Source organism: Bacteroidota bacterium (assembly GCA_016714535.1).
Lineage (GTDB): Bacteria > Bacteroidota > Bacteroidia > AKYH767-A > OLB10 > JADKFV01.
Genome location: JADKDR010000002.1, coordinates 1 through 20652 on the forward strand (window position 1 = coordinate 1; position 20652 = coordinate 20652).

The 20652-nt window shown below is 38.9% G+C and carries 10 protein-coding genes and 3 pseudogenes; 3 read left to right on the plus strand and 10 right to left on the minus strand.

What is annotated here, in order from left to right; translation table 11 throughout:
* From IPO27_03295 to IPO27_03320, 6 genes and pseudogenes are all read right to left on the minus strand, one after another.
* Positions 1-1418: type I restriction endonuclease subunit R (locus IPO27_03295; GenBank protein MBK8845626.1), on the minus strand; the 1418-nt coding region annotated here is incomplete at its 3' end.
* Between the two features lie 90 nt (positions 1419-1508).
* Positions 1509-2048, minus strand: a complete 540-nt coding sequence (locus IPO27_03300) for an abortive infection family protein (GenBank protein ID MBK8845627.1) — start codon at positions 2046-2048, stop codon at positions 1509-1511.
* 41 nt (positions 2049-2089) lie between these two features.
* Positions 2090-2663, minus strand: a pseudogene (locus tag IPO27_03305) (restriction endonuclease subunit S).
* Positions 2647-4301, minus strand: a pseudogene (locus IPO27_03310) (type I restriction-modification system subunit M). Before IPO27_03310 ends, IPO27_03305 begins: the two co-directional pseudogenes overlap by 17 nt.
* Before the next feature lie 415 nt (positions 4302-4716).
* A complete protein-coding gene (locus tag IPO27_03315) occupies positions 4717-5586 on the minus strand; it encodes a CPBP family intramembrane metalloprotease (GenBank protein ID MBK8845628.1) in 870 nt (289 codons plus the stop codon).
* 151 nt (positions 5587-5737) lie between these two features.
* A pseudogene (locus IPO27_03320) lies at positions 5738-6350 on the minus strand (tyrosine-type recombinase/integrase).
* 78 nt (positions 6351-6428) lie between these two features.
* On the opposite strand from IPO27_03320, the gene IPO27_03325 reads away from it, so the two are divergent.
* Positions 6429-6842, plus strand: a complete 414-nt coding sequence (locus tag IPO27_03325; protein ID MBK8845629.1) for a hypothetical protein — start codon at positions 6429-6431, stop codon at positions 6840-6842.
* Positions 6843-6910: 68 nt separating this feature from the next.
* Here IPO27_03325 and IPO27_03330 read toward each other — a convergent pair whose 3' ends face one another.
* Complete coding sequence (locus IPO27_03330; protein ID MBK8845630.1) at positions 6911-9109, minus strand: DUF349 domain-containing protein; 2199 nt, start codon at positions 9107-9109, stop codon at positions 6911-6913.
* A gap of 413 nt (positions 9110-9522) precedes the next feature.
* Here IPO27_03330 and aroA point away from each other — a divergent pair, with 413 nt between their 5' ends.
* On the plus strand, positions 9523-10752 hold the full coding sequence (gene aroA, locus IPO27_03335; protein MBK8845631.1) for a 3-phosphoshikimate 1-carboxyvinyltransferase: 1230 nt from the start codon (positions 9523-9525) through the stop codon (positions 10750-10752).
* Between the two features lie 84 nt (positions 10753-10836).
* Here the strand turns inward: aroA and IPO27_03340 are convergent, their stop codons facing one another.
* The 3 genes from IPO27_03340 to IPO27_03350 form a co-directional block, all read right to left on the minus strand.
* The gene (locus IPO27_03340) at positions 10837-12951 is read right to left on the minus strand and encodes an SEC-C domain-containing protein (GenBank protein MBK8845632.1); all 2115 of its coding nucleotides are present in this window, start codon (positions 12949-12951) and stop codon (positions 10837-10839) included.
* Entirely contained in the window at positions 12897-14165 is a 1269-nt protein-coding gene (locus IPO27_03345; protein MBK8845633.1) for a hypothetical protein, read from the minus strand. Before IPO27_03345 ends, IPO27_03340 begins: the two co-directional genes overlap by 55 nt.
* Before the next feature lie 205 nt (positions 14166-14370).
* Positions 14371-17364, minus strand: a complete 2994-nt coding sequence (locus IPO27_03350; protein MBK8845634.1) for a hypothetical protein — start codon at positions 17362-17364, stop codon at positions 14371-14373.
* 243 nt (positions 17365-17607) lie between these two features.
* Here IPO27_03350 and IPO27_03355 point away from each other — a divergent pair, with 243 nt between their 5' ends.
* Entirely contained in the window at positions 17608-20436 is a 2829-nt protein-coding gene (locus IPO27_03355) for a leucine--tRNA ligase (protein ID MBK8845635.1), read from the plus strand.
* Positions 20437-20652 lie beyond the last annotated feature (216 nt).

Here is a 20652-nt window from a genome sequence, read left to right on the forward strand (position 1 = left end):
TCTCGTCCGTCTTTGTGCTTGTATCTGCCAACATATTCAACAGCAAACTTTAACACGTTTTCATCTTTGATTGCATCTGTAATTACATATTTATGCAAACAGTCTTCAAACAAATCTTTGGTAGTTCGTTTGCCTAATTCGTTTTTGGCGGCATTATCTTTAAAAATTGGTGTGCCTGTAAAGCCAAATAACTGAGCATTATTGAAAAACTCTTTTATTCGTTTGTGTGTATCTCCAAATTGGCTTCGGTGGCACTCGTCAAAAATGAAAATGATACGCTTGTCTTTCAATTCAGCCATTTTTGCCTCATACTTCAATTTGCTAATGGCTGTGTTTAGTTTTTGAATGGTGGTAACAATCAGTTTTGAGTTTTTGGCTTCTCCTTTTTTGTCAACGTATGTTCCTGTAAACTGCTTTACTAAGTTTTGCGTATTGTCTGTGCCGTCAATACAGCCTTTGCTAAAACTGTTGAACTCTTTGTTGGTTTGGTAATCCAAATCTTTTCTGTCCACCACAAACACCACTTTTTTTACTTGTGGCAGATTCATTAAAATCTGACTGGCTTTAAATGAAGTCAAGGTTTTGCCCGAACCTGTGGTATGCCAAATATATCCGTTTTTGGTCGAGTTTTTTACTCTTTCTATTAAGGCTTCAACTGCGTAAAACTGATATGGACGAAGCACCATCGGGATTTTATAGGCTTCGTTTAGCACAATGTACTTGCATATCATTTTGCTCAAATGGCAAGGCTCTAAAAAAGTATCGGTAAAACCATTTAAGATATTGGAAAGCCTTTTGTTCTCAACATCTGTCCAATAGAAAGTTTGTTTGAAACTTTGGTTTCGGTTGTTGGCGTAATACTTTGTATTTAATAAATTGCTGATTATGAAAATTTGTACGTACTGAAACAAAGCCGAATTAGCACCAAACGAATGTCTTTGATAACGGTTGATTTGATTGAATGCTTCTTTGAGTTCTAAACCTCTGCGTTTCAATTCTATTTGCACCAAAGGCAAACCGTTTATAAGAATGGTTACATCATATCGGTTTTTGAATTTTCCTTCTTGGCTTACTTGGTTGGTTACTTGATATTGATTTTGACACCAATGTTCTGTATTCAGAAATTCAAAATACAAATTGTCGCCATTATCCCGAACTAAGTGTTGCTTTTGACGAAGCATTTTTGATTTCTCAAAAACAGAGCCTTTGCTTAACAAGTTTAAAATCTTCTCAAACTCTGTTTGGGTAAATTGTGTATTGCCTGTTTTAGCAAGTGATGATTGATTATGCTTTTCTAATTGCCCTTTTAGGTTAAGCAATATATCTTTTTCACTATTGATTACAATATAGCCGTAACCCAATTTTTGTAACTGGGCAATGAGTTGTTCTTCTAATATTTGTTCCGACTGTCTAGACATCTATTGTTATTGTTTCTTCATCTTCTAAATAGTTTTCTAGTTCCTCTTCATAAGCTACTTGGTCTTGGTCAAACAAAGCCTTGCTATAACTTAAATTACCCATTGGATTTTCGTTGTCGAGCCATTTATTAAACTCAGTGTTGTCCTCGTATGCCAATTCTTTTGGAACAGACATTCTAGAAAAGAAATTAGCAAATAGGAAGCAAAGGAATCAGTCAATACCATAACAAAATTTGAAAAGTGGTTATCACTTGTTTCTGGTTTTAGTGCTAATCTTCCGTGTGAAATATCACCTCTATCATTTCTAATATTTCCTATTAAATCCAAAACATCTAAAAGCTTCTTTGAAAAGTCAGATTCAAATTCAGGGTCTCTTGTTTCTAATAGTTCTACCGCTTTAGAAATTGCTCTTTTGTATTTAAAATTATCTACTACGTTAAAATTTAGACTTTTATCAATGTTTAGAATAATAAACTTTCCCAAACCTTCAAATAATGATTTACAACTTTCAATTGCTATGTCAGGATTTGAAAGGACATTCTCCTCTATTTTTTCTACAATTGTGTGGTAATACTCTATATTTAAATATTGAGTTTCTAATTGCTTTAATATGTTTTTAGTCTGTTTCAATTTTATGAAGAGTAAAAGATTGACTACTTATTAAACATAATCTAATATTCAACTAAATAAATTTTTTCATCAATAGCTGTTAAGAAGGTTGCTATCTTATTTTGCTCCTCTAAGCAAGGTATTTGAATTTCAAAATCAGTAAGTACCTCCTTTGTAATCGTTTTAATTATTCCTCCAGGTGCTTTTGTCTTTTCTATTTCAAATAGTAAAAAAACGACATACTTGAAATAGTCGATATTTATTGGAATCTTGTAAGATTGAAATATTAGTAATGTTCTATCTATATAAGCATCATATTGAGTTTTGCAATTCTGCCAATTGAACCTTGTTTTGTAATAACCAAAGTACCATTTTCTACAAAAACGCTTTGTTCAGCAGCCAAAAGACTGATTTTATTTTTGTAGTTTCCTTTAAAAGCATATTATCATCTACATCAAATACTTGTATAAAAGGAAACCCGTTCACATCATCATACCACTCAGGCAATCCATATGGTTGTGGAAAACTACCTCTCCGAAAATTTGCAACTTCGCCTAAATTTTTAGTTTCCCAAATAGGGTAGTCATTACCCAAAGTGCTTTTAAATGATATCTCTTGGTTAAATATTTTTTGCATTACCCCCTTTTTTAAATTTTTTTAAGAGTAATAAATTGTTTCCGTCTGGGAATGGTATTTCCAACTCTTCGCAATTTGTTTTAATTATTAAATCATTTGCTTGTGATTTTTCTTTTGTAATTGATAAATTTTTAGTGACAGCTACTAAATCTACATTCTCAATTACATCAGAATTATCAATATAATTAAGGATGTTTAAGTTAAAACCTCGTGCTTCAATAGTCTTCAAACTAATTTTTTTGCTGTATTTTTCTTCTTCCAATCTTAAAGAATATGTATTAGAAATTTTCTCAATATCAGATTCTCTTAAAATATTTTGCGTTTTGATTCTATTAAATGAATTACTGGCATCTATGAATAAAATATCTTCTGGATTTTCTCTGCACTTCTTAAAAACCAATATACAGGTTGGTATACTTGTTCCATAAAATATGTTCGTAGGTAACCCGATTACAGCATCTAAAAAATTCTTATTATCTATCAAGTACCTGCGTATGTGTTGTTCCGCACCACCTCTAAACAAAGCACCGTGAGGCAATACAATTGCCATTGTTCCATTGTCTGCCAAATGGTAAATCATATGTTGCACAAAAGCAAAGTCTGCTTTGCTACTTGGTGCAAGTCGTCCGTATTGGCTAAAACGGTCATCACTTGTAAATAATGGGTTGGCACTCCATTGAGCCGAAAATGGCGGATTGGCAACAATGGCTTCAAATTGTTTATCAATATGCTGTGGGTGTTCAAGTGTATCGTCATGCTTAATATCAAATTGCGGTAATGCACACCGTGCAAAATCATATTCATTCGGGCAAGGTTGTAAGTTGTACGGTTCATTTCTTGTCCGTAAAAATTACTTACATCTTCCACCTCTCTTGCCACACGAAGCAACAAAGAACCCGAACCACAAGTTGGGTCGTAAACCGATTTTAGTTTTGTTTTTCCTGTGGTTACAATTTTTGCCAATACTTTACTTACTTCCTGCGGTGTATAAAATTCACCTGCTTTTTTACCTGCACCACTAGCAAACTGTCCAATGAGGTATTCGTAAGCATCACCTAAAACATCAACTTCTTTAATGTCATTTAATTTGAAATCAATTTTGTCAAGGTGCGTTAGCACCTTTGCAATTATTGCATTTCGTGCTTCGGGTGTTTTGCCCAATTTTGAACTGTTCAAATCCATATCCTCAAAGAGATTTTCATAATCTTCTTCGCTGTCAGTACCCATAGTACTCAACTGGATATTGATTAGGATTTTTTGTAAGTCCTCTAAAATGAACTTGGTTTTTGTTTCGTCAAATTTGTCAATATCATCTTCATTGTCGCCTTTGCCACGTTTGGCAACTTCAGTGAAGAGTTCTTCAGGTCTTAAAAAGTAGCCCAATTTTTCCAAGGCTTCTTCTTTAATGGCTTCAATAAATTCTTTTCCGTTCTCGGTTTTTGGTGTTATGTCTCGAAATTTTACATTGTCTTGTTTCAATATTTCATCAGCGAAAATGTTCATTTTCTCACTTAGGTATTTATAGAAAATGAAACCCAAAATGTAGTCACGAAATTCGTCCGCATTCATTTTGCCTCTAAGCGTATTGGCTATATTCCAAAGTTGCTGTTCTAATACTCTTTTATAATCTTCACTCATTAAGTTTGTCTTTATTTTTTAGGTTGCTAAGGTACAATTTACGATTAGGTTATTGTCAAAAGTTGCCGTTAAGTTGTCCATTGTCCGCTTTTAGGGTGGTGGGTGGGCTTGGGTGCGGTTGGGCAAAATTAAATGTGCTGCAAAAGCGTTGGCTTGTGTGTCGGCTTGCAGCTCTTTTAATTTGCGCGAAGGTTGGCATTTTGTCTGTCCATGCTTTTTGCGGAAAATAGTTTGTAGAAGTCTGAAAATCGTCAGAATGGCTTGCAGCTAACGTTTTTGGGCTTGGCGAAGGTGGGGATTAAAAAGTACCAAAGTTCAAATTTAGCACAAAAGCTAATAGAAAGTACAAATGTTCAATTTAGCACTTCAGCCCCACTTTTGCCAAACCCATGTTAGCGGTTCGTTGTTTTTTTAGTTATGATTTTCCTTTCCAATATGGTGCTATTATTTTTCCTTCTTTATGGCTCAAAATCAATAGAATTATTGTCACAATGAAACAAAAAACTGTTGCTTGAATTGAACCTTCTGGTCCAAATTGTCCACCTGTAAACCATTCTGCTCCTTCTATTTTAGAAGTAATTAATGTTTTTGAAATTGAATTACCGGAAACATTTGCTCCGAATATTGCAGATTGTGTAAAATTCCAAGCAAAGTGAATTGCAATTGGAAACCATAAATTTCTGGAATAAATATAGGCAGATGCTAATAAAAGTCCTGCTTGTATTGCAAGTCCAAGTGCAGCTGTTAATGAACTATTAGGGTTTCCAAGGTGCATTGCTCCAAATAAAATTGCGGATATAAATAATGCAAAATAACTTCCTAATTTCTCTTCTGTTATTCTAAATACTATACCTCTCATTAAAATTTCTTCGAAAATTGCAGAAGTAAAAGCCATTGCAAATGGTGGGACTAAAAAAAGAATTGGGTTTATTGAAACAATTGAATAACCACCTTTTAAATAAATAACAAGTATTGTCAATGATTGTAGTAAAACACCTAAAATAATTCCTATTGTCAAACTTTTGAAAAGTCCATTTTTTGACAATTCTTTAATTTCTCTTTTTTCGTAAAATTTATATAATGTTACATACGAAACTAATGCAAGAATTGCAACCACTATTCCATTTATTAAGTTTTTTATATCCTTATCTAATTCCGTTAAGTTTAACAGTTTACCTACTAATAATTGTCCTACGCTAACAATTACACCACAGACAATAAGTCCAATGATTATTTTAGTTAGTGGGAAATAAAGAATTTTTTGTCCAATGCTTTTTTTGTCCATTTCTATTTTTGTTTAAGATTTCTATTTTCTACGGTGTCGTTTACAATGACCGCTAACGCATACCCGCTACATCGTAGCGCATATACAACACTATTCTGCGGATATGCGCTACTTTTGTGTTTATTCATATGGCAATAGTAATGTTTTTCTATCATAATTTATCGAAGGGAGAAATAGTATTTTGTATCGATTTGGTACTTACATGTGTATATATTTCTGTGGTTCTGCTGCTGCTATGGCCTAGTAGTTCTTGCATATAACGTAGGTCGGTGCCACCTTCGAGCAAGTGTGTAGCAAAACTATGGCGCAGCCAATGCAATGTAACGGGTTTAGATATATTTGCTTTCACTAAGGATTGTTTTAATACTTGTTGCAACCTGCGTGCATCATATTTAGTTCCGGTTATTTGGCCTTCAAATAAATAGGTTACAGGTTTGTACATATTGAAATATTCGCGTAGCAGTATTAAAATTTTAGGACTGAGCGGCACAATTCTATCTTTTTTCCTTTGGCATTTTGAATCAAAATAATATTTCGTTTCGAATCGATATGTTGGGGCAGTAAGTTGAGCAATTCACCACAACGCAATCCACATGCATATATGAGCGTGAGCATTATTTTGTGTTTCATATTGGTGGTGCTTCCAATATTGCTTTCACCTCATCTTTGCTCAGCACATTGGGCAACTTGTCGGCTTTCTTTGGCCTGTGAATAATATCGATGTTAAGGTTTCTGTTTTCAATAGTTCGAAAAAACAATTTTATGGCATTTACTAATTCGTTTTGGTACGATGCCGAAAAGTGGTTTTTCTAAATGAATTCGGTATTTAAAAACAGAGTGTCATGATAATTTATTTAATTTTAAACAGAATTTTTAACAGTATGAAAGAAGCTTTGTTTCTGACGATGGTATTAAATTTTCTTACGCTTGTGTTTCAAGTGTTAGTGTTGATGCGGGTTATTCCCTTCCATATAGTTTGGGGAGGCAGGTTGACTTCTGCGTCTCAAATGTATCGCATGGTTTCTGTTTCGATTTTAGTAAATGTTTTTATTGCGGTGGTATGTACAGGCAAAGCCGGTTGGTTGGCGCTTCCAGTTGCAGAGCGTGGTTATACCATCTTATTTGTATGCTTTGCGTGGATGTTCGCACTTAATACAATTGATAATTTGTTTTCTAAAAACAAATGGGAGAAAATAATTTTTACTCCCATCACTTTGCTGCTTGCTGCCCTAAGTACGTATATAGCACTTAACTAAACATGTTATAAATTAAAAAAGGGATCGCTGTAGCAATCCCTTTCTATTTGTTGATTTTTAAAAATTAATTATTGCGCTTTCTCTTCTCTCTTTGCATTCATTTTGGCACGCAGTTCTTCAATTTCTTTTTTCGCCTGATTTATTTTGGTTTCAAATTCCTGACGAATGGTATCAGCATTTTTGCTTTTACTAAAGAAACCAATGTTGTTTTGCCATACGGTTACTTCACTTGTAAGCGCGGCAATTTTACTGCTCAACGATGACCTTTCGGGGCTGCCTCCACTGTGGCCGCTATTGCTGCCTCCGCGCTGATCGCGCCCACCACCACGCATTGCCTGTCCGGCTGCATAGTTGGTTTGGGTGGCTCTAAAGCTGCGTTTCTCTCGCTCATCTATTCGCAGGTTATCATACAATTTGTCGATAGCAGTTTTATAGCGCTTTTGTAATTCATCCTTTTTCGAAAAGGGAACCAGGCCAATCTCCATCCATGTGCGCTGAAAAGCTTTTAGCTGATCAAGTACCTCAACATTTTCTCCACTCATTTCAAACTTCTCAATGGCCTCTACCAACTCCAACTTCTTTTTATAATTATCATCCTGCTCGTTATCAATATTCGAGAAATAATCTTTCTTGCGATTAAAGAACTCGTCACACGCAGCCTTAAAACGCGCCCATACTTTTTGAGAGCTTTTTTCAGGTACCGGTCCTATTTTTTTCCATTCGTCCTGCAACCTTACCAACTCTTGCGTAGTGCCACGCCAGTCATTGTTGTCTTTAAGCGCTTCTGCTTGTATGCAAAGCTCGGTTTTCAATTGAAGGTTGCCGGCAAGTTCTTTTTTGCGAAGCGTATAAAACTCATTCTTGTTCTTAAAAAAGTTATCACACACCCCTTTGAAACGTGCCCAAACATCATCGTTTTCTTTTCGCGAAGCAGGTCCAATGGTTTTCCATATAGTTTGCAGTTCAACTACTTGATGTTGTACTTCCTGCCATAGGTTGTGCTTATCATGGATAGCGCTGCATATAGCATCTGCTTTTTCACACAGTTCAATTTTTGCCAACAGGTTAGCTTCGTAAGATGATTTCATACTATCATCGTATTCGCGCCTGCGCTCATACACTTTGTCTATAGCCGCTTTAAAACGGTCCCATACCTCATTCTTTGCTTCGCGTGTTACCTGACCTATGTCTTTCCACTGACCTATCAGGTCTTGAATGGTACGTACAGCTTTGTTCATATTAGGCTCAAGCATGAGCTCTTCTGCCTTTTCGCAAAGATTTATTTTTAGTACCAGATTTTTCTTTTGATCAAGTTGTTGTAAGTCTTTATTGATTTTTACAAACTCATAAAACCGATCGATGTATAATTTGTATGTTAACTGAAGGTCGCGATAGTTTGCGCTGGGCACCGGGCCTATACTGCGCCACTTACCTTGCAGGTCGTTGAATCCTTCGTAGGCTTTCGCCATATTATCCTCATTTTGAATGAGTCTTTTTAATTCGGTCAGTATATCATTTTTTGCCTTTAGATTGTCCAGCTTTTGCTTTTCGATAGCATCCAGATGCTCGCCTCTTTTTTTCTTATAGCCCTCAAAGAGTGCGTAAAACTTATTGGTGGTTTCATCATCATTATAGTGGAAGTCATCCTTATTGCCGCCCTCTTCAATAAACTTTGCCATAGCAGCATTTCGTTCCATACTTGCCATGTGGCTAAAGGCATCGCGCATAGCAAATACTTTGTTACGAACGGCCATTACATCGCCTTCGTGTACTGCCTTGTGCATCGATTCGAGCAACTGCTCTTTGGTAAACTCAGCGTAATTTTCTATTGGTTCCTGAACTTCCTCTTCGTGCTCATGAGGAACAAGTTCGGCTTGTGCCGCATCCAGGATGGCGTCTTCGGCTTCATGAGCTTTGGTTGGCTCTGCCGCTGCCTCGGGTTGTAGTGCCGCAATTTCTGCAACATGTTCTGGTGCCACCACTTCGGCTGGCGCCTCGGCCTCTGCAGCTATCTCAGCTGCTATTGGCTCGGGTTGTTGCGCTGCAATTTCTGCAACACTTTCTTGTGCCACCACTTCAGATGGCGCCTCTGCCTCTGTAGCTATAACTTCTGCTAGAGGCTCGGGTTGCGCAGTTGGTTCTGTTGTTGAGGTTTCTGCTACCTCGGTTGACGTGCCGGCTGCCGTGGCATCGGTCGTCTCTGTAACTTGTTCTGTCGTTACGTTTGCTCCTTCCTCCGGAAGGTTAGTGTCATTTACATTTTCCATTTTAAAAAATTTATTAGTGCATTATACAAAATACTTTTCAATTTGCTTCCACTAGTTAGTGAGATGCAAAGTAACTACCACCCTATACGATGGTTAAAACTTTTACCACTTAGGTAATAGCTATTTACGATTTCAATTTACGATGAATCCTAAGGACGCTTGATAAGGTTTTGTTGAGGTACGTCCTTCATACATTTCAAGGCAAAAACAGGGTGCAAATATTGTTGTTTATCACTATCTAAAATGAATTTTAGCCAAATATTTTATGTTTCTTTTTATCAGAAGTGGAAACGTTACGCATGAAGCAATTGGCACTTTGCCAAAATTATATGAGGTAATAATTTAATTTCGCCCTACCGCCCGCATAAATCAAACGAATGAGTGAACAGGCAATCATAATAGGAAAAAAAATAATGCACGGATGTTATACGGCTCCTGCTGCTAAAAGCTGCACCCAGCGGGCCCTGGCGGCTGCTTTATGTATTCGCGGCAAAAGCATCGTAGTAAATGCCGGAAGTAGTAACGATGAAATGGCAGCATTAATCCTCCTTAGGGAATGTGGCGCTATCATAGATAAAAGAACGGATGGTTTACATATAGATACATCGCAAATTAAGCAACAACACATTTTTGTAACTTGTGGCGAATCGGGTCTTAGCCTGCGAATGTTTACTCCCATATTGGCCTCTTTGGTTGGGCAATGTTCCATAGATGGAGAGGGGAGTTTGAAAAAAAGAAATCATCAGTTTATGCTTCAAGCGCTGCAACAGGCAGGAGCAGAAATAAGCAGTACCAATTTCAATTTGCCATTTTGCATCAGTAAGCAGTGGCATCCTAAGGCGATGGAGGTGGACGGAAGTCATGGTTCGCAATTCGTTAGCGGATTGTTGTTTGCATTTGCTGCCGGCAATGTAACCGATGCCACCTTGCTGGTAAATAGTGCAGTGAGCAAGCCATATATGGCTTTAACGTTGGAGGTGATGCAGAAATTTGGATTGAAGCTTCCGCATAATGAAAATTATGAACGGTTTTATTTTGATAATTCACTTCCTGATAAATTACTTGACCTTCCGGTTTATGCCGTAGAAGGCGACTGGAGTAATGCATCATTTTTTGCAGTAGGAGCAGCCATTTCGGGGCAGTTGATTTTGAAAAATCTGAATATTAATTCGGCACAAGCCGATATCAAAATTTTGGAGGTATTAAAAATGGCAGGAGCAAAGGTTGAATGTTATGTAGATAGAATCGTTATAGAGAAAAATGAATTGAATCCATTTTCATTTGATGCAACAGATAGTCCCGATTTGTTTCCTCCACTTGTGGCACTTGCAGCTTATTGCAAAGGAACATCATATATTACAGGAGTTAACAGATTGTATAATAAGGAGAGCAACCGCGCTGCTACGTTACAAAGTGAGTTTGGCAAAATGGGCATCGAAATATTGTTGCAAGATAATACCATGATTATTAAAGGCGAAAAAACAAAAGGTGCTACGGTAAATTCGCATAACGACCACCGTATTGCTATGGCATGTGCCATAGCTGCTTTAAGTTGCCGCGAAGTCACTATTATTGAAAATGCAGATGCTACCAATAAGTCGTATCCCGATTTTTTCGAACACCTAAATCAGCTTTCGCATTAGGTGCTTAGTACGAATTGTTAACTACCATTGTATACGTTAGTAGTGGTATTTCTGAATAAATAAATTTTATGACTGCAAAAAAAATTATTCTTCCATCATACCGTGGCAAGCTTTGTATTTTTTGCCACTGCCACAAGGGCAAGGGTCGTTGCGTCCTACCCGTTGTTCGGCACGCACCGGTTGCGCTTTGGGGCGCGGCCCTTCGGGCGCGCCTTGCTGTGGGTCACGCTGATTGGTAGTGCTTACCTGCTGATTTACATCGGCATGCGAGGCCTGCAATTTACTCATATCAGTACGTTGTGGTGCACGAGCCTCTTTTACCTGACTCGAATCCTGAATGGGTATAACACCTTTAAACAAGAACGACATGATATCTTTATTTACTGCTCCCAGCATTTGCGAAAACAAATTAAAAGACTCGAGCTTATAAATCAGTAAGGGATCTTTTTGTTCGTAAACCGCCCCCTGTACACTTTGTTTAAGATCGTCCATTTCGCGCAAATGCTCTTTCCATGCTTCGTCTATCATGGCCAAAGTAACATTACGCTCAAAACTATGAATCACTTCCATGCCCTGTGTATCATATGCTTTCTTTAAGTTTACCATCACATTCATACTGCGTGTTCCATCGCTAAATGGGATGATGATATTGATGTACTGCTGACCTTGATTGATATAAACATCGCTTACTACCGGAAAAGCGCGTTCGGCCATAAGTTTCGATTTGGCTTTGTATGCTTGCTGCACTATATCATACAACTTATCGGTAAGTTCTTCTTCTTTAGTTTTGGCAAAGTCATTTTCGGTAAAGGGACATTCAAGTGCAAAAAAGCGAATCAAATCCATCGTGAATTCTTCGAAGGTGTTTGCTTCCTGATGTTGCTTTACAAGACTTTCGCAAAGCTCAAACTGCATGTTCGAAATATCGAGCGACAGGCGATCGCCATACAAGGCATGTCTGCGCTTAGTGTAGATGGCATTACGCTGATTGTTCATCACATCATCGTACTCTAGCAAGCGCTTACGGATGCCAAAATTATTTTCTTCTACTTTGGTTTGTGCCCGCTCAATAGACTTGGATATCATACTGTGTTGAATCACTTCGCCTTCTTTAAAACCCATACGGTCCATTAGTCCAGCAATGCGTTCGCTACCAAACAGGCGCATTAGATTATCTTCTAACGACACAAAAAACTGTGAGCTTCCGGGGTCGCCTTGTCGTCCGCTTCGTCCTCGCAACTGTCTGTCAACACGCCTGCTTTCATGTCGCTCGGTACCAATGATGGCAAGTCCTCCCGATTCACGAACTCCGGGGCCTAATTTAATATCGGTACCACGACCAGCCATATTGGTGGCAATAGTAACCGTACCTGCACGACCTGCCTCTGCTACAATTTCCGCTTCGCGTTGATGCAGTTTTGCATTCAGTACATTATGCTTCAGCTTGCGAAGGTTAAGCATGCGACTTAGCAACTCGCTAATTTCTACCGATGTGGTTCCAACAAGAACAGGTCTTCCCGCTTCGGTAAGTTTTACTATTTCATCAATTACGGCATTGTACTTTTCGCGCGTGGTTTTGTATACAAAATCTTCGTGGTCGCTACGTGATATTTTTTTATTGGTTGGAATACTCACTACATCCAATTTGTAAATTTTCCAAAACTCGCCTGCTTCTGTTTCTGCAGTACCCGTCATGCCGGCAAGTTTATGATACATGCGGAAATAATTTTGTAAGGTAATGGTTGCATAGGTTTGGGTAGGGTCTTCTACTTTTACATTTTCCTTAGTTTCGATTGCCTGATGCAAACCATCGCTGTATCTTCTTCCGTCAAGCACACGCCCTGTTTGTTCATCTACAATTTTTATTTTTCCATCTTCGCTGATAATGTATTCTACATCCCGTTCAAATAGAGTGTATGCTTTTATTAGTTGTTGCAATGAGTGTATACGTTCTGACTTAATAGAGAAGTCGCGCATCAGGTCACTTTTCAAAGCCATCTTCTCTTCGGTTGTCTGCTGACTACGTTCTATTTCGGCCATGGCACCACCAACATCGGGCATAATGAAAAAGTCTTTCTCCGTATTTTTACTTATCAGTTCTATTCCTTTTTCGGTTAGTTCTACCGAGTTATGCTTTTCATCAATTACAAAATATAATTCGGCATCCACCTTATGCATTTCCTTGCTTTGATCTTGCATGTAATGGTTTTCAGTTTTTGTAACAGTACCCGTGCACCTTCTTCGCTCAAAAATTTTATTAAAGATTTATTCTTTGGCAACCCGCGATACGATCGTAGCAATGGCATACCGGCTTCCTTCTCGTTATTCTCGGTGAATTTTTTTCGCGCATCGGCAAGGCACGTATTAATGTATGATTTTTGGGCATTCATCAATTGCTCTACCCGTGGCTTTAGTTGCACAAATTCCTGTTCGGTGCGTCTTGCAGTTGGTCCCGAAATAATCAATGGTGTACGTGCATCATCAATCAATACACTATCCACCTCATCCACGATGGCATAGTGATGTTCACGTTGTACAATATCTTCTGGCGAATGTGCCATATTATCGCGCAGGTAGTCAAAACCAAATTCGTTGTTGGTACCATAAGTGATGTCGGCCATATATGCTTTGCGTCTCGATTCCGAGTTGGGCTGATGCTTGTCGATGCAATCAACGGTTAATCCCAAAAACTCGAATAAAGTACCATTCCATTCGCTATCGCGCTTGGCCAGATAGTCGTTAACGGTTACTATATGCACCCCGCGCCCGGCAAGGGCATTTAAGTATACCGGCAAGGTGGCTACAAGTGTTTTTCCTTCTCCGGTTGCCATCTCTGCAATTTTGCCTTTGTGCAGCACAGCTCCACCTATCAACTGCACATCGTAGTGTACCATATCCCATGATACCACGTTGCCTGCCGCTATCCAATTATTTGAATAAGTTGCCTGATCTCCTTGTATTTTAATGTGAGGACGTGTTACCGCAAGGTCGCGGTCGAGTTCCGATGCTGTTACGATTATCTCTGTATTTTCTTTAAACCTGCGTGCTGTGTCTTTTACTACTGCAAAGGCCTCCGGCATAATGACTTGTAATACTTCTTCAATCTGCTGATTTCGTTGCTTTTTTAGTTCATCTATTTCTTTAAAAAGACGGTCTTTTTCAGAGGCATCAAGGGCGTCTTCGTTGGCTGTTTGCTCTAGCAGTTCGGCAAGCTTGGCATTAATATCTTCCAGGTGTTCAGATATACGTGCTTTAAATTCTGCTGTCTTATTTCTTAAAGCATCATTGCTTAGATTTTTTATTCCTTCCCAGGCAGCATTTGTTTGTGCCACAATTGGGTTTAGTTCTTTAAGGTCTTTTTCGGCTTTGGTTCCAAAAATTTTTCCTAATGTCTTATTTAGTATATCGAGCATGCGGCAATTAATTTATTCGATTAAAAACTTCTTTGTTCTCAACAAGCAAGCCAACACGTATATGCTGACATATTTGCTATGTTTTTAACAAAGGCCGGCAAAAATAGATTTTTTTGGGGAGTTAAGTTGAGTCTGACCGCTGATAAAAAACAAAAAAACGCCTGCAAACTCAGTTTGCAGGCGCTATGTTTTGCTCGATTATTTATTATTTAATCAAAACAGGGAAATTCATGATTCTGGTATCGTCAGCAATTTGCAGATTATACCAGCCTGCGCGCATGTTTGCCACATCTACCTGTATGGTTTTGTCGGCATGAGCTGCATTGTAATTATTAGTAAACACAATTGCTCCAAGGCTGTTATATAAACGCAAAGTGGTGTTTCCTGTTAGCTTGGCCATATCTATATTCAACATACCTGATGTAGGTTGAGGATATATTTTGGTTACCAATGGTAATTGTGGGTCGCTGATGCCACTTATAACAGAAACTACGATGGTATCAGTTTCGCTGCATCCTTGGGTATTGGTTACTACACAGGTGTATTGCCCCGAAGTAGAAACAGTAATACATTGGGTTGTAGCGCCATTATTCCAGATATAAGTCGCTGCACTTTGAGCACAAATTTGCAGGGTATTTGGCCATACTATGGTGGTGTCGTTACCCAGATTTAGGTTAACAGGGTTAAGGGCGGGTACATACACGGGCACCCAATCGCTCTGACAACCAATGCCACAACCAGGAAAAGGAGTTATTAATCCTGAATATTGAATACCGGCATCGTCTGTTACACATACCCAATCATTTGCATCATTATTATCACTGTTGCCTTGTCGGCCAAAGTGTGTTGCACAAGCGCCAGAGGCAAAACCATCGCCAATCCATTCGCTGCCTAGCGTAACCTGAAATCCATTAATATTCGTATTTAAGGTTTGGATAGTTGCAGCCGGATAATCCCAAACTACAAAATCAACAATTTGACCGTTATTGTCCAATATCATTGCCCAACTTGCGCTGCCGGGGTTGAACAATAAATTTGTTCCCCAGTAATTGGTATTTGCGTTATCGGTTTTAAACTGAATTTCGTTGGGTTGAAAAACGCCTAGGTTCCAATAGGTTGTATTAATCAAGTTAACATCGGTGTAACTATTACTTGCAGCCACTACCCATCCGGTAGCATCTAATTGCTGCCCTGTTACGTTTTGAATTTCAATAAAGTCATAAGGCTGATCGCCTAATTCAATTTTAGAAATTCGCAGGCATTTTGAATTGATGCCGGTGCCTTCAAACTGCGTAGCCCAAACCGTATCGGTACCATCCACAAGCACCTTAAAAGGGTTGCCAATGCCTAAAGGCTTTGGGTTAGATGGTGATGAATACCAGGCCACCGAGTGATTTTGCAATGCAGTCACACTTACTGTGGCACTATCGCCCTTACAAACTGCTGTAGTTGGATTGGCAGTAGGAGGCGCAGGTATTGCTATTAAAACAAACGATGCTGTGCTGCTATCGTTAGACATATCATTATCCCCATTGAGCAACGTATAAGCAGTAACATTAATAGATCCACCGGCAGAGGTATTTATTCCGGTTGAAACGTACATCGTATCATTGTCATTAGGCAACAAGGTATCAACAAATAGTTGTGTTATATTAGCGGTGCCCATACCGGTAACATTTACCTGAACATTAAAATTAGTTTGTGCATCGAAAGCATAATTAGTCAACACCACGCCAATTACCTGATCTACTGCGCCACAACCTGAATCAAATGGAGAGCTAAATGTTTTTACTCCTACATCAAAGCCGGGAGCACTAAATTCATCGGCACCAATATCCGGAAATACGGGATCGCGTTGTTCATTATCAATATCAGTAGTAATTCCGGCAACAGGCTTAGCAAGATTATTTAAATTGAAATTTGCCACATGTAAATCAGAAACGGAAGTAAATTGTGGGTCGGCAGAAAGTGAGTTGGCATCAAGGCTGGTAGTGGATTTCCAGGCATTTAATGTATTAACAGTTAACCCATCATATAATCCAAACCCAAAATTTCCCGGATGATATAGTACGTTAAAGTCCATTTCGGTTATTGCGCCTAGCGCAGAATTAACTACATACCCCGTTGGTGCAACCACCATATTAAACTTAATGCTTAAGCCGCTGATACCCGAACCGGTTACTTTGATGGCGCTGTTGTTGGCTACGGCAGCAGTTGATGGCATATTGATATTGTTGTTATACACCTGGATGTTTGAACTGCTACTAATGTTAATACCATAGGATTGCAGATTGTTATTGCCATTTACCGAAATGAAATTATTGTACATTTTTATTTCGTTACCTGCGGTGGCAGTGCAAGATCCTATCTGCACGCCATTTCCTTGAGTAATGTTTTCAATCTTGTTTTTCTCTACAAGTATATTTCCTCCGCAAAACGAAAGATTAATGGCTGCTCCAAATCCGGTTGAGGTAGTCGAAAATTTATTGCCTGCTATAGTTGCTGCCTGGTTATAATACGCCTGAATTGAAGTGTTTTGCTGATTATTGAAAAGGTTGTTTGAAACCATTAATCCAGTTTCTAATGATGCCGCTGGGCCAAATAGGTATAACCCGTAACTGCCATTTGAAAAATTATTGTTAGCAAAATGAAGGTTAAAATCCGCACCATTCGTATTTGGAGAATTCACAATAGCTTCGTTGATTGACAAGCTGGTTGTGTTATCGGAAGCAAGCACGCAGTTCGAAAAACTGCAATCGCTGCTACCACCAAATATTGAAATTACCACGCCATTGCTAGCAACTCCGGTGCGCTTAATGGTCATTTCGGTAAATGAAACATAATGCGCATTATTTAACTCAACCGTGTGGTTTAAATTAAACGCTCCGCCTGAGGTGTGTGTCAGGGTAACCAGCGTGCTATCACTGTTTTCAGAGGTGAAGGTAATGGTGTTGGCAGCAGAAGCTCCTGTAATATTACCAATACTAATTTGTTCGGCATAGCTGCCATCGCGAACATTAAATACCACTGCACCACTTACCCCCTGCGAAGTCAAGTCTTGCACAGCAGCTGTGAAGGTGGCATAATTTGGTGCTGATCCACCAATGGTATAAGTACCTGTTAATTGTGCATGGCCTATCTGGAATATGCCAGCAACCAATACTAAAGCCCATACGGCTCGAAGCGTAAATTTTTTCATTTTTAAATAAGTGTTTAGAAAAACGGAGTGTAAAGTTACAAAAACTATTTTTAAACGAATAAAAACCATTAATTTTAGGTAGGGCAAATTCTACATTGCAGTTGCATGGTTTAAATGTTGTAGCAAGCTATTAAATAGTCTGCTAGCCGGCAATGCGGCCTCGATCTTCTGTAAACATAAGAATGCTGACGCCCGATTAAATTGCAATTTAGCGTACATTCGCGCTTTGATTTTTTTTAGGCAATGGAATATAATTTTAAGGAAACCGAGAAGAAGTGGCAACTGTACTGGCAGCAAAATCACACGTATAAAACAGATAACCCCGAAAAAGGAAAGACCAACAAGCCAAAGTATTATGTACTTGATATGTTTCCGTATCCCTCCGGGGCGGGTTTGCATGTAGGCCATCCACTGGGATATATAGCAAGCGATATCGTGGCGCGCTACAAGCGCCATTGTGGTTTTAATGTGTTGCATCCAATGGGATATGATTCTTTTGGATTGCCGGCTGAGCAATATGCCATAGAAACCGGTCAGGACCCTGCTGTAACGACCGAAAAAAATATTAACCGTTATCGCGAACAGTTAGAGAAAATTGGTTTCTCTTATGACTGGAGTCGTGAGATACGCACCAGCAACCCCGATTATTATAAATGGACGCAATGGATATTTCTGCAACTGTTTGATTCATGGTATAGCCCTATAGTTAACAAAGCAGAGCCCATAGCTACGCTCATTCACATTTTCGAAACCAGTGGATTTGAATGCACAAGCAATGTGCTTACCGGAGATATTGAAACAACACTCGAATCGTTTACGGCTCATCAATGGAAAAGTTTTGCAGATGAAAAAAAGCAAGCTGTTCTTATGCATTTCCGCTTGGCGTATCTAAGCGAAACCTATGTTAATTGGTGCCCGGCATTGGGCACCGTGCTTGCTAATGATGAAGTTAAGGATGGAGTAAGCGAACGAGGTGGACATGCAGTAGAACGTAAATTAATGTGGCAATGGAGTTTGCGCATTACTGCCTATAGCGAGCGCTTGTTACAAGACCTTCATACCATAGACTGGAGCGATAGCTTGAAAGAAGCTCAACGTAACTGGATAGGTAAAAGCAGTGGTTGCAGTTTGTTTTTCGAATTAGAAAACAGTGCTGAAAAAATTGAAGTATTTACTACACGTATCGATACTGTTTTTGGAGTTAGCTTTATTACACTTGCACCTGAACATGAACTGGTGCCAATGATAACCACCGCAGCATGTAAGGAAGAAGTAGAAACCTATATTGATTTTGCTAAAAACCGCACCGAGCGTGAGCGTATGGCCGAAGTAAAAAAAGTTACTGGCGCATTTACAGGTGCTTATGTGTTGCACCCTTTTACAAAGGAAAAAATACCTGTGTGGATTGGAGATTATGTATTAAGCGGATATGGTACAGGGGCCGTAATGGCAGTACCTGCGCATGATAGCCGCGATTTTGCTTTTGCTACACAATTTAACCTTCCAATTAAAATGGTGATTGACGGGGGAGAAAAAATGGTGATGAAAGATGGCACATTAACCGAAGCGTATGAAGACAAGCAAGGTGTTTGTATTAATAGCGACTTTATGAATGGGCTGCATGTGTTAGAAGCAATTGAAAAAGGCATAAACAAAGTGGAGGCGAGTAACATTGGGAAACAAAAAATAAATTATCGTCTTCGCGATGCCATATTTGGCAGGCAACGCTATTGGGGCGAACCAATACCTGTATATTATAAAGATAATACTCCATATACACTTACCATTAACAACCTTCCATTGATACTGCCTCAGGTAGATAAATATCTCCCTACCGAAACCGGAGAGCCTCCCTTAGCACGCGCTGCCAACTGGAATTATAAAAATGACGAGGGCACCTTTGCCTATGAAACTACTACCATGCCCGGATGGGCAGGTAGCAGCTGGTATTACCTGCGCTATATGGATCCGCATAACAAGACAGCCTTTGTTGACAAGGACATAGCCGACTATTGGCAGCAGGTTGATTTATACTTCGGAGGCTCGGAACATGCCACCGGCCATCTGCTCTATGTGCGTTTTTGGACTAAGTTTTTATTCGATATGGGGTATATCAATTTTCAGGAGCCCGCCAAAAAACTTATCAATCAGGGAATGATACAGGGTACATCAGCCATCGTGTATCGAATTGTTGGTACTAATAAATTTGTTTCGTTCAACTTGCGAGATCAGTATGAAACTACTGCTTTGCGTGTAGACGTGAACATGGTCGAAAATTCGGTGCTTGACATTGAGCTATTTAAAAAATGGCGGGACGATTTTGCGGCTGCTGAGTTCATTCTTGAAAAAGATAAGACCCCTGCACCTGATGGTATATACCTATGTGGACACGAAGTAGAAAAAATGAGTAAGCGTTGGAACAATGTAGTTAATCCCGATGATGTTTGTGATAAGTTTGGGGCCGATTGTCTTCGTATGTACGAGATGTTTTTGGGCCCACTGGAACAAAGTAAACCCTGGAACACCAATGGCATAACCGGAGTTTCTGGATTTTTAAGGAAGCTGTGGAGGCTCTATAACACACAGCAATTAGTAGAAATAGCTCCATCGCCCGCAGAGTTAAAAATCTTGCATCGTGCAATAAAAAAAATTACTGAAGATATAGAACGATTTAGCTTTAATACTTCGGTGAGCACATTTATGATCACCGTAAATGAACTTACAGATATTAAATGTAATAACCGGCACGTGTTAACCACACTGGCTATTTTGATTTCGCCTTATGCTCCGCACATAGCCGAAGAGCTTTGGGAGCGAACAGGTAATACCCCTACCGTTACTAAAGCTGCATGGCCTGTATGTGATGAGCAGTATTTAGTTGAAAATTCATTTGAATATCCTGTTTCAATTAATGGAAAGGTGAAGTTTAAACTGAACATGCCTCTCAATTGGAATCAGCAGGAAGTGGAGCAAGAAGTGCTTTCGCATGAAAAAATGAAAGAGCTACTTCAAGGTGGGGCACCAAAAAAATTTATTCTGGTACAGGGAAGAATTGTAAATGTTGTGATTTAGTGCATAAGCTATTGGATGGCCATCTATCTTGATAGAATCTATTCATGCTTCAACTAATTAATGATTTGTATAAATCTTATTTAAATTGTAAAGCTGTTATCAATGCTTTTACAACAGAAATAAATCGAGTTGTTTTTAGCTTGTTTTTACTGATTGGAAAACTATTTCAGTAGAAGTTATAGCCATTTTAGTTTATTAGTAAAAGCCCCCATCATT

What these genes read in the sequence shown, in the direction of transcription:
- IPO27_03315 (MBK8845628.1), bottom strand. Translation starts at nt 5,586, where the DNA reads ATGGACAAAAAAAGCATTGGACAAAAAATTCTTTATTTCCCACTAACT.
- IPO27_03340 (MBK8845632.1), bottom strand. Translation starts at nt 12,951, where the DNA reads ATGCAAGATCAAAGCAAGGAAATGCATAAGGTGGATGCCGAATTATAT.
- aroA (MBK8845631.1), top strand. Translation starts at nt 9,523, where the DNA reads ATGCACGGATGTTATACGGCTCCTGCTGCTAAAAGCTGCACCCAGCGG.
- IPO27_03350 (MBK8845634.1), bottom strand. Translation starts at nt 17,364, where the DNA reads ATGAAAAAATTTACGCTTCGAGCCGTATGGGCTTTAGTATTGGTTGCT.
- IPO27_03355 (MBK8845635.1), top strand. Translation starts at nt 17,608, where the DNA reads ATGGAATATAATTTTAAGGAAACCGAGAAGAAGTGGCAACTGTACTGG.
- IPO27_03325 (MBK8845629.1), top strand. Translation starts at nt 6,429, where the DNA reads ATGATAATTTATTTAATTTTAAACAGAATTTTTAACAGTATGAAAGAA.
- IPO27_03330 (MBK8845630.1), bottom strand. Translation starts at nt 9,109, where the DNA reads ATGGAAAATGTAAATGACACTAACCTTCCGGAGGAAGGAGCAAACGTA.
- IPO27_03345 (MBK8845633.1), bottom strand. Translation starts at nt 14,165, where the DNA reads ATGCTCGATATACTAAATAAGACATTAGGAAAAATTTTTGGAACCAAA.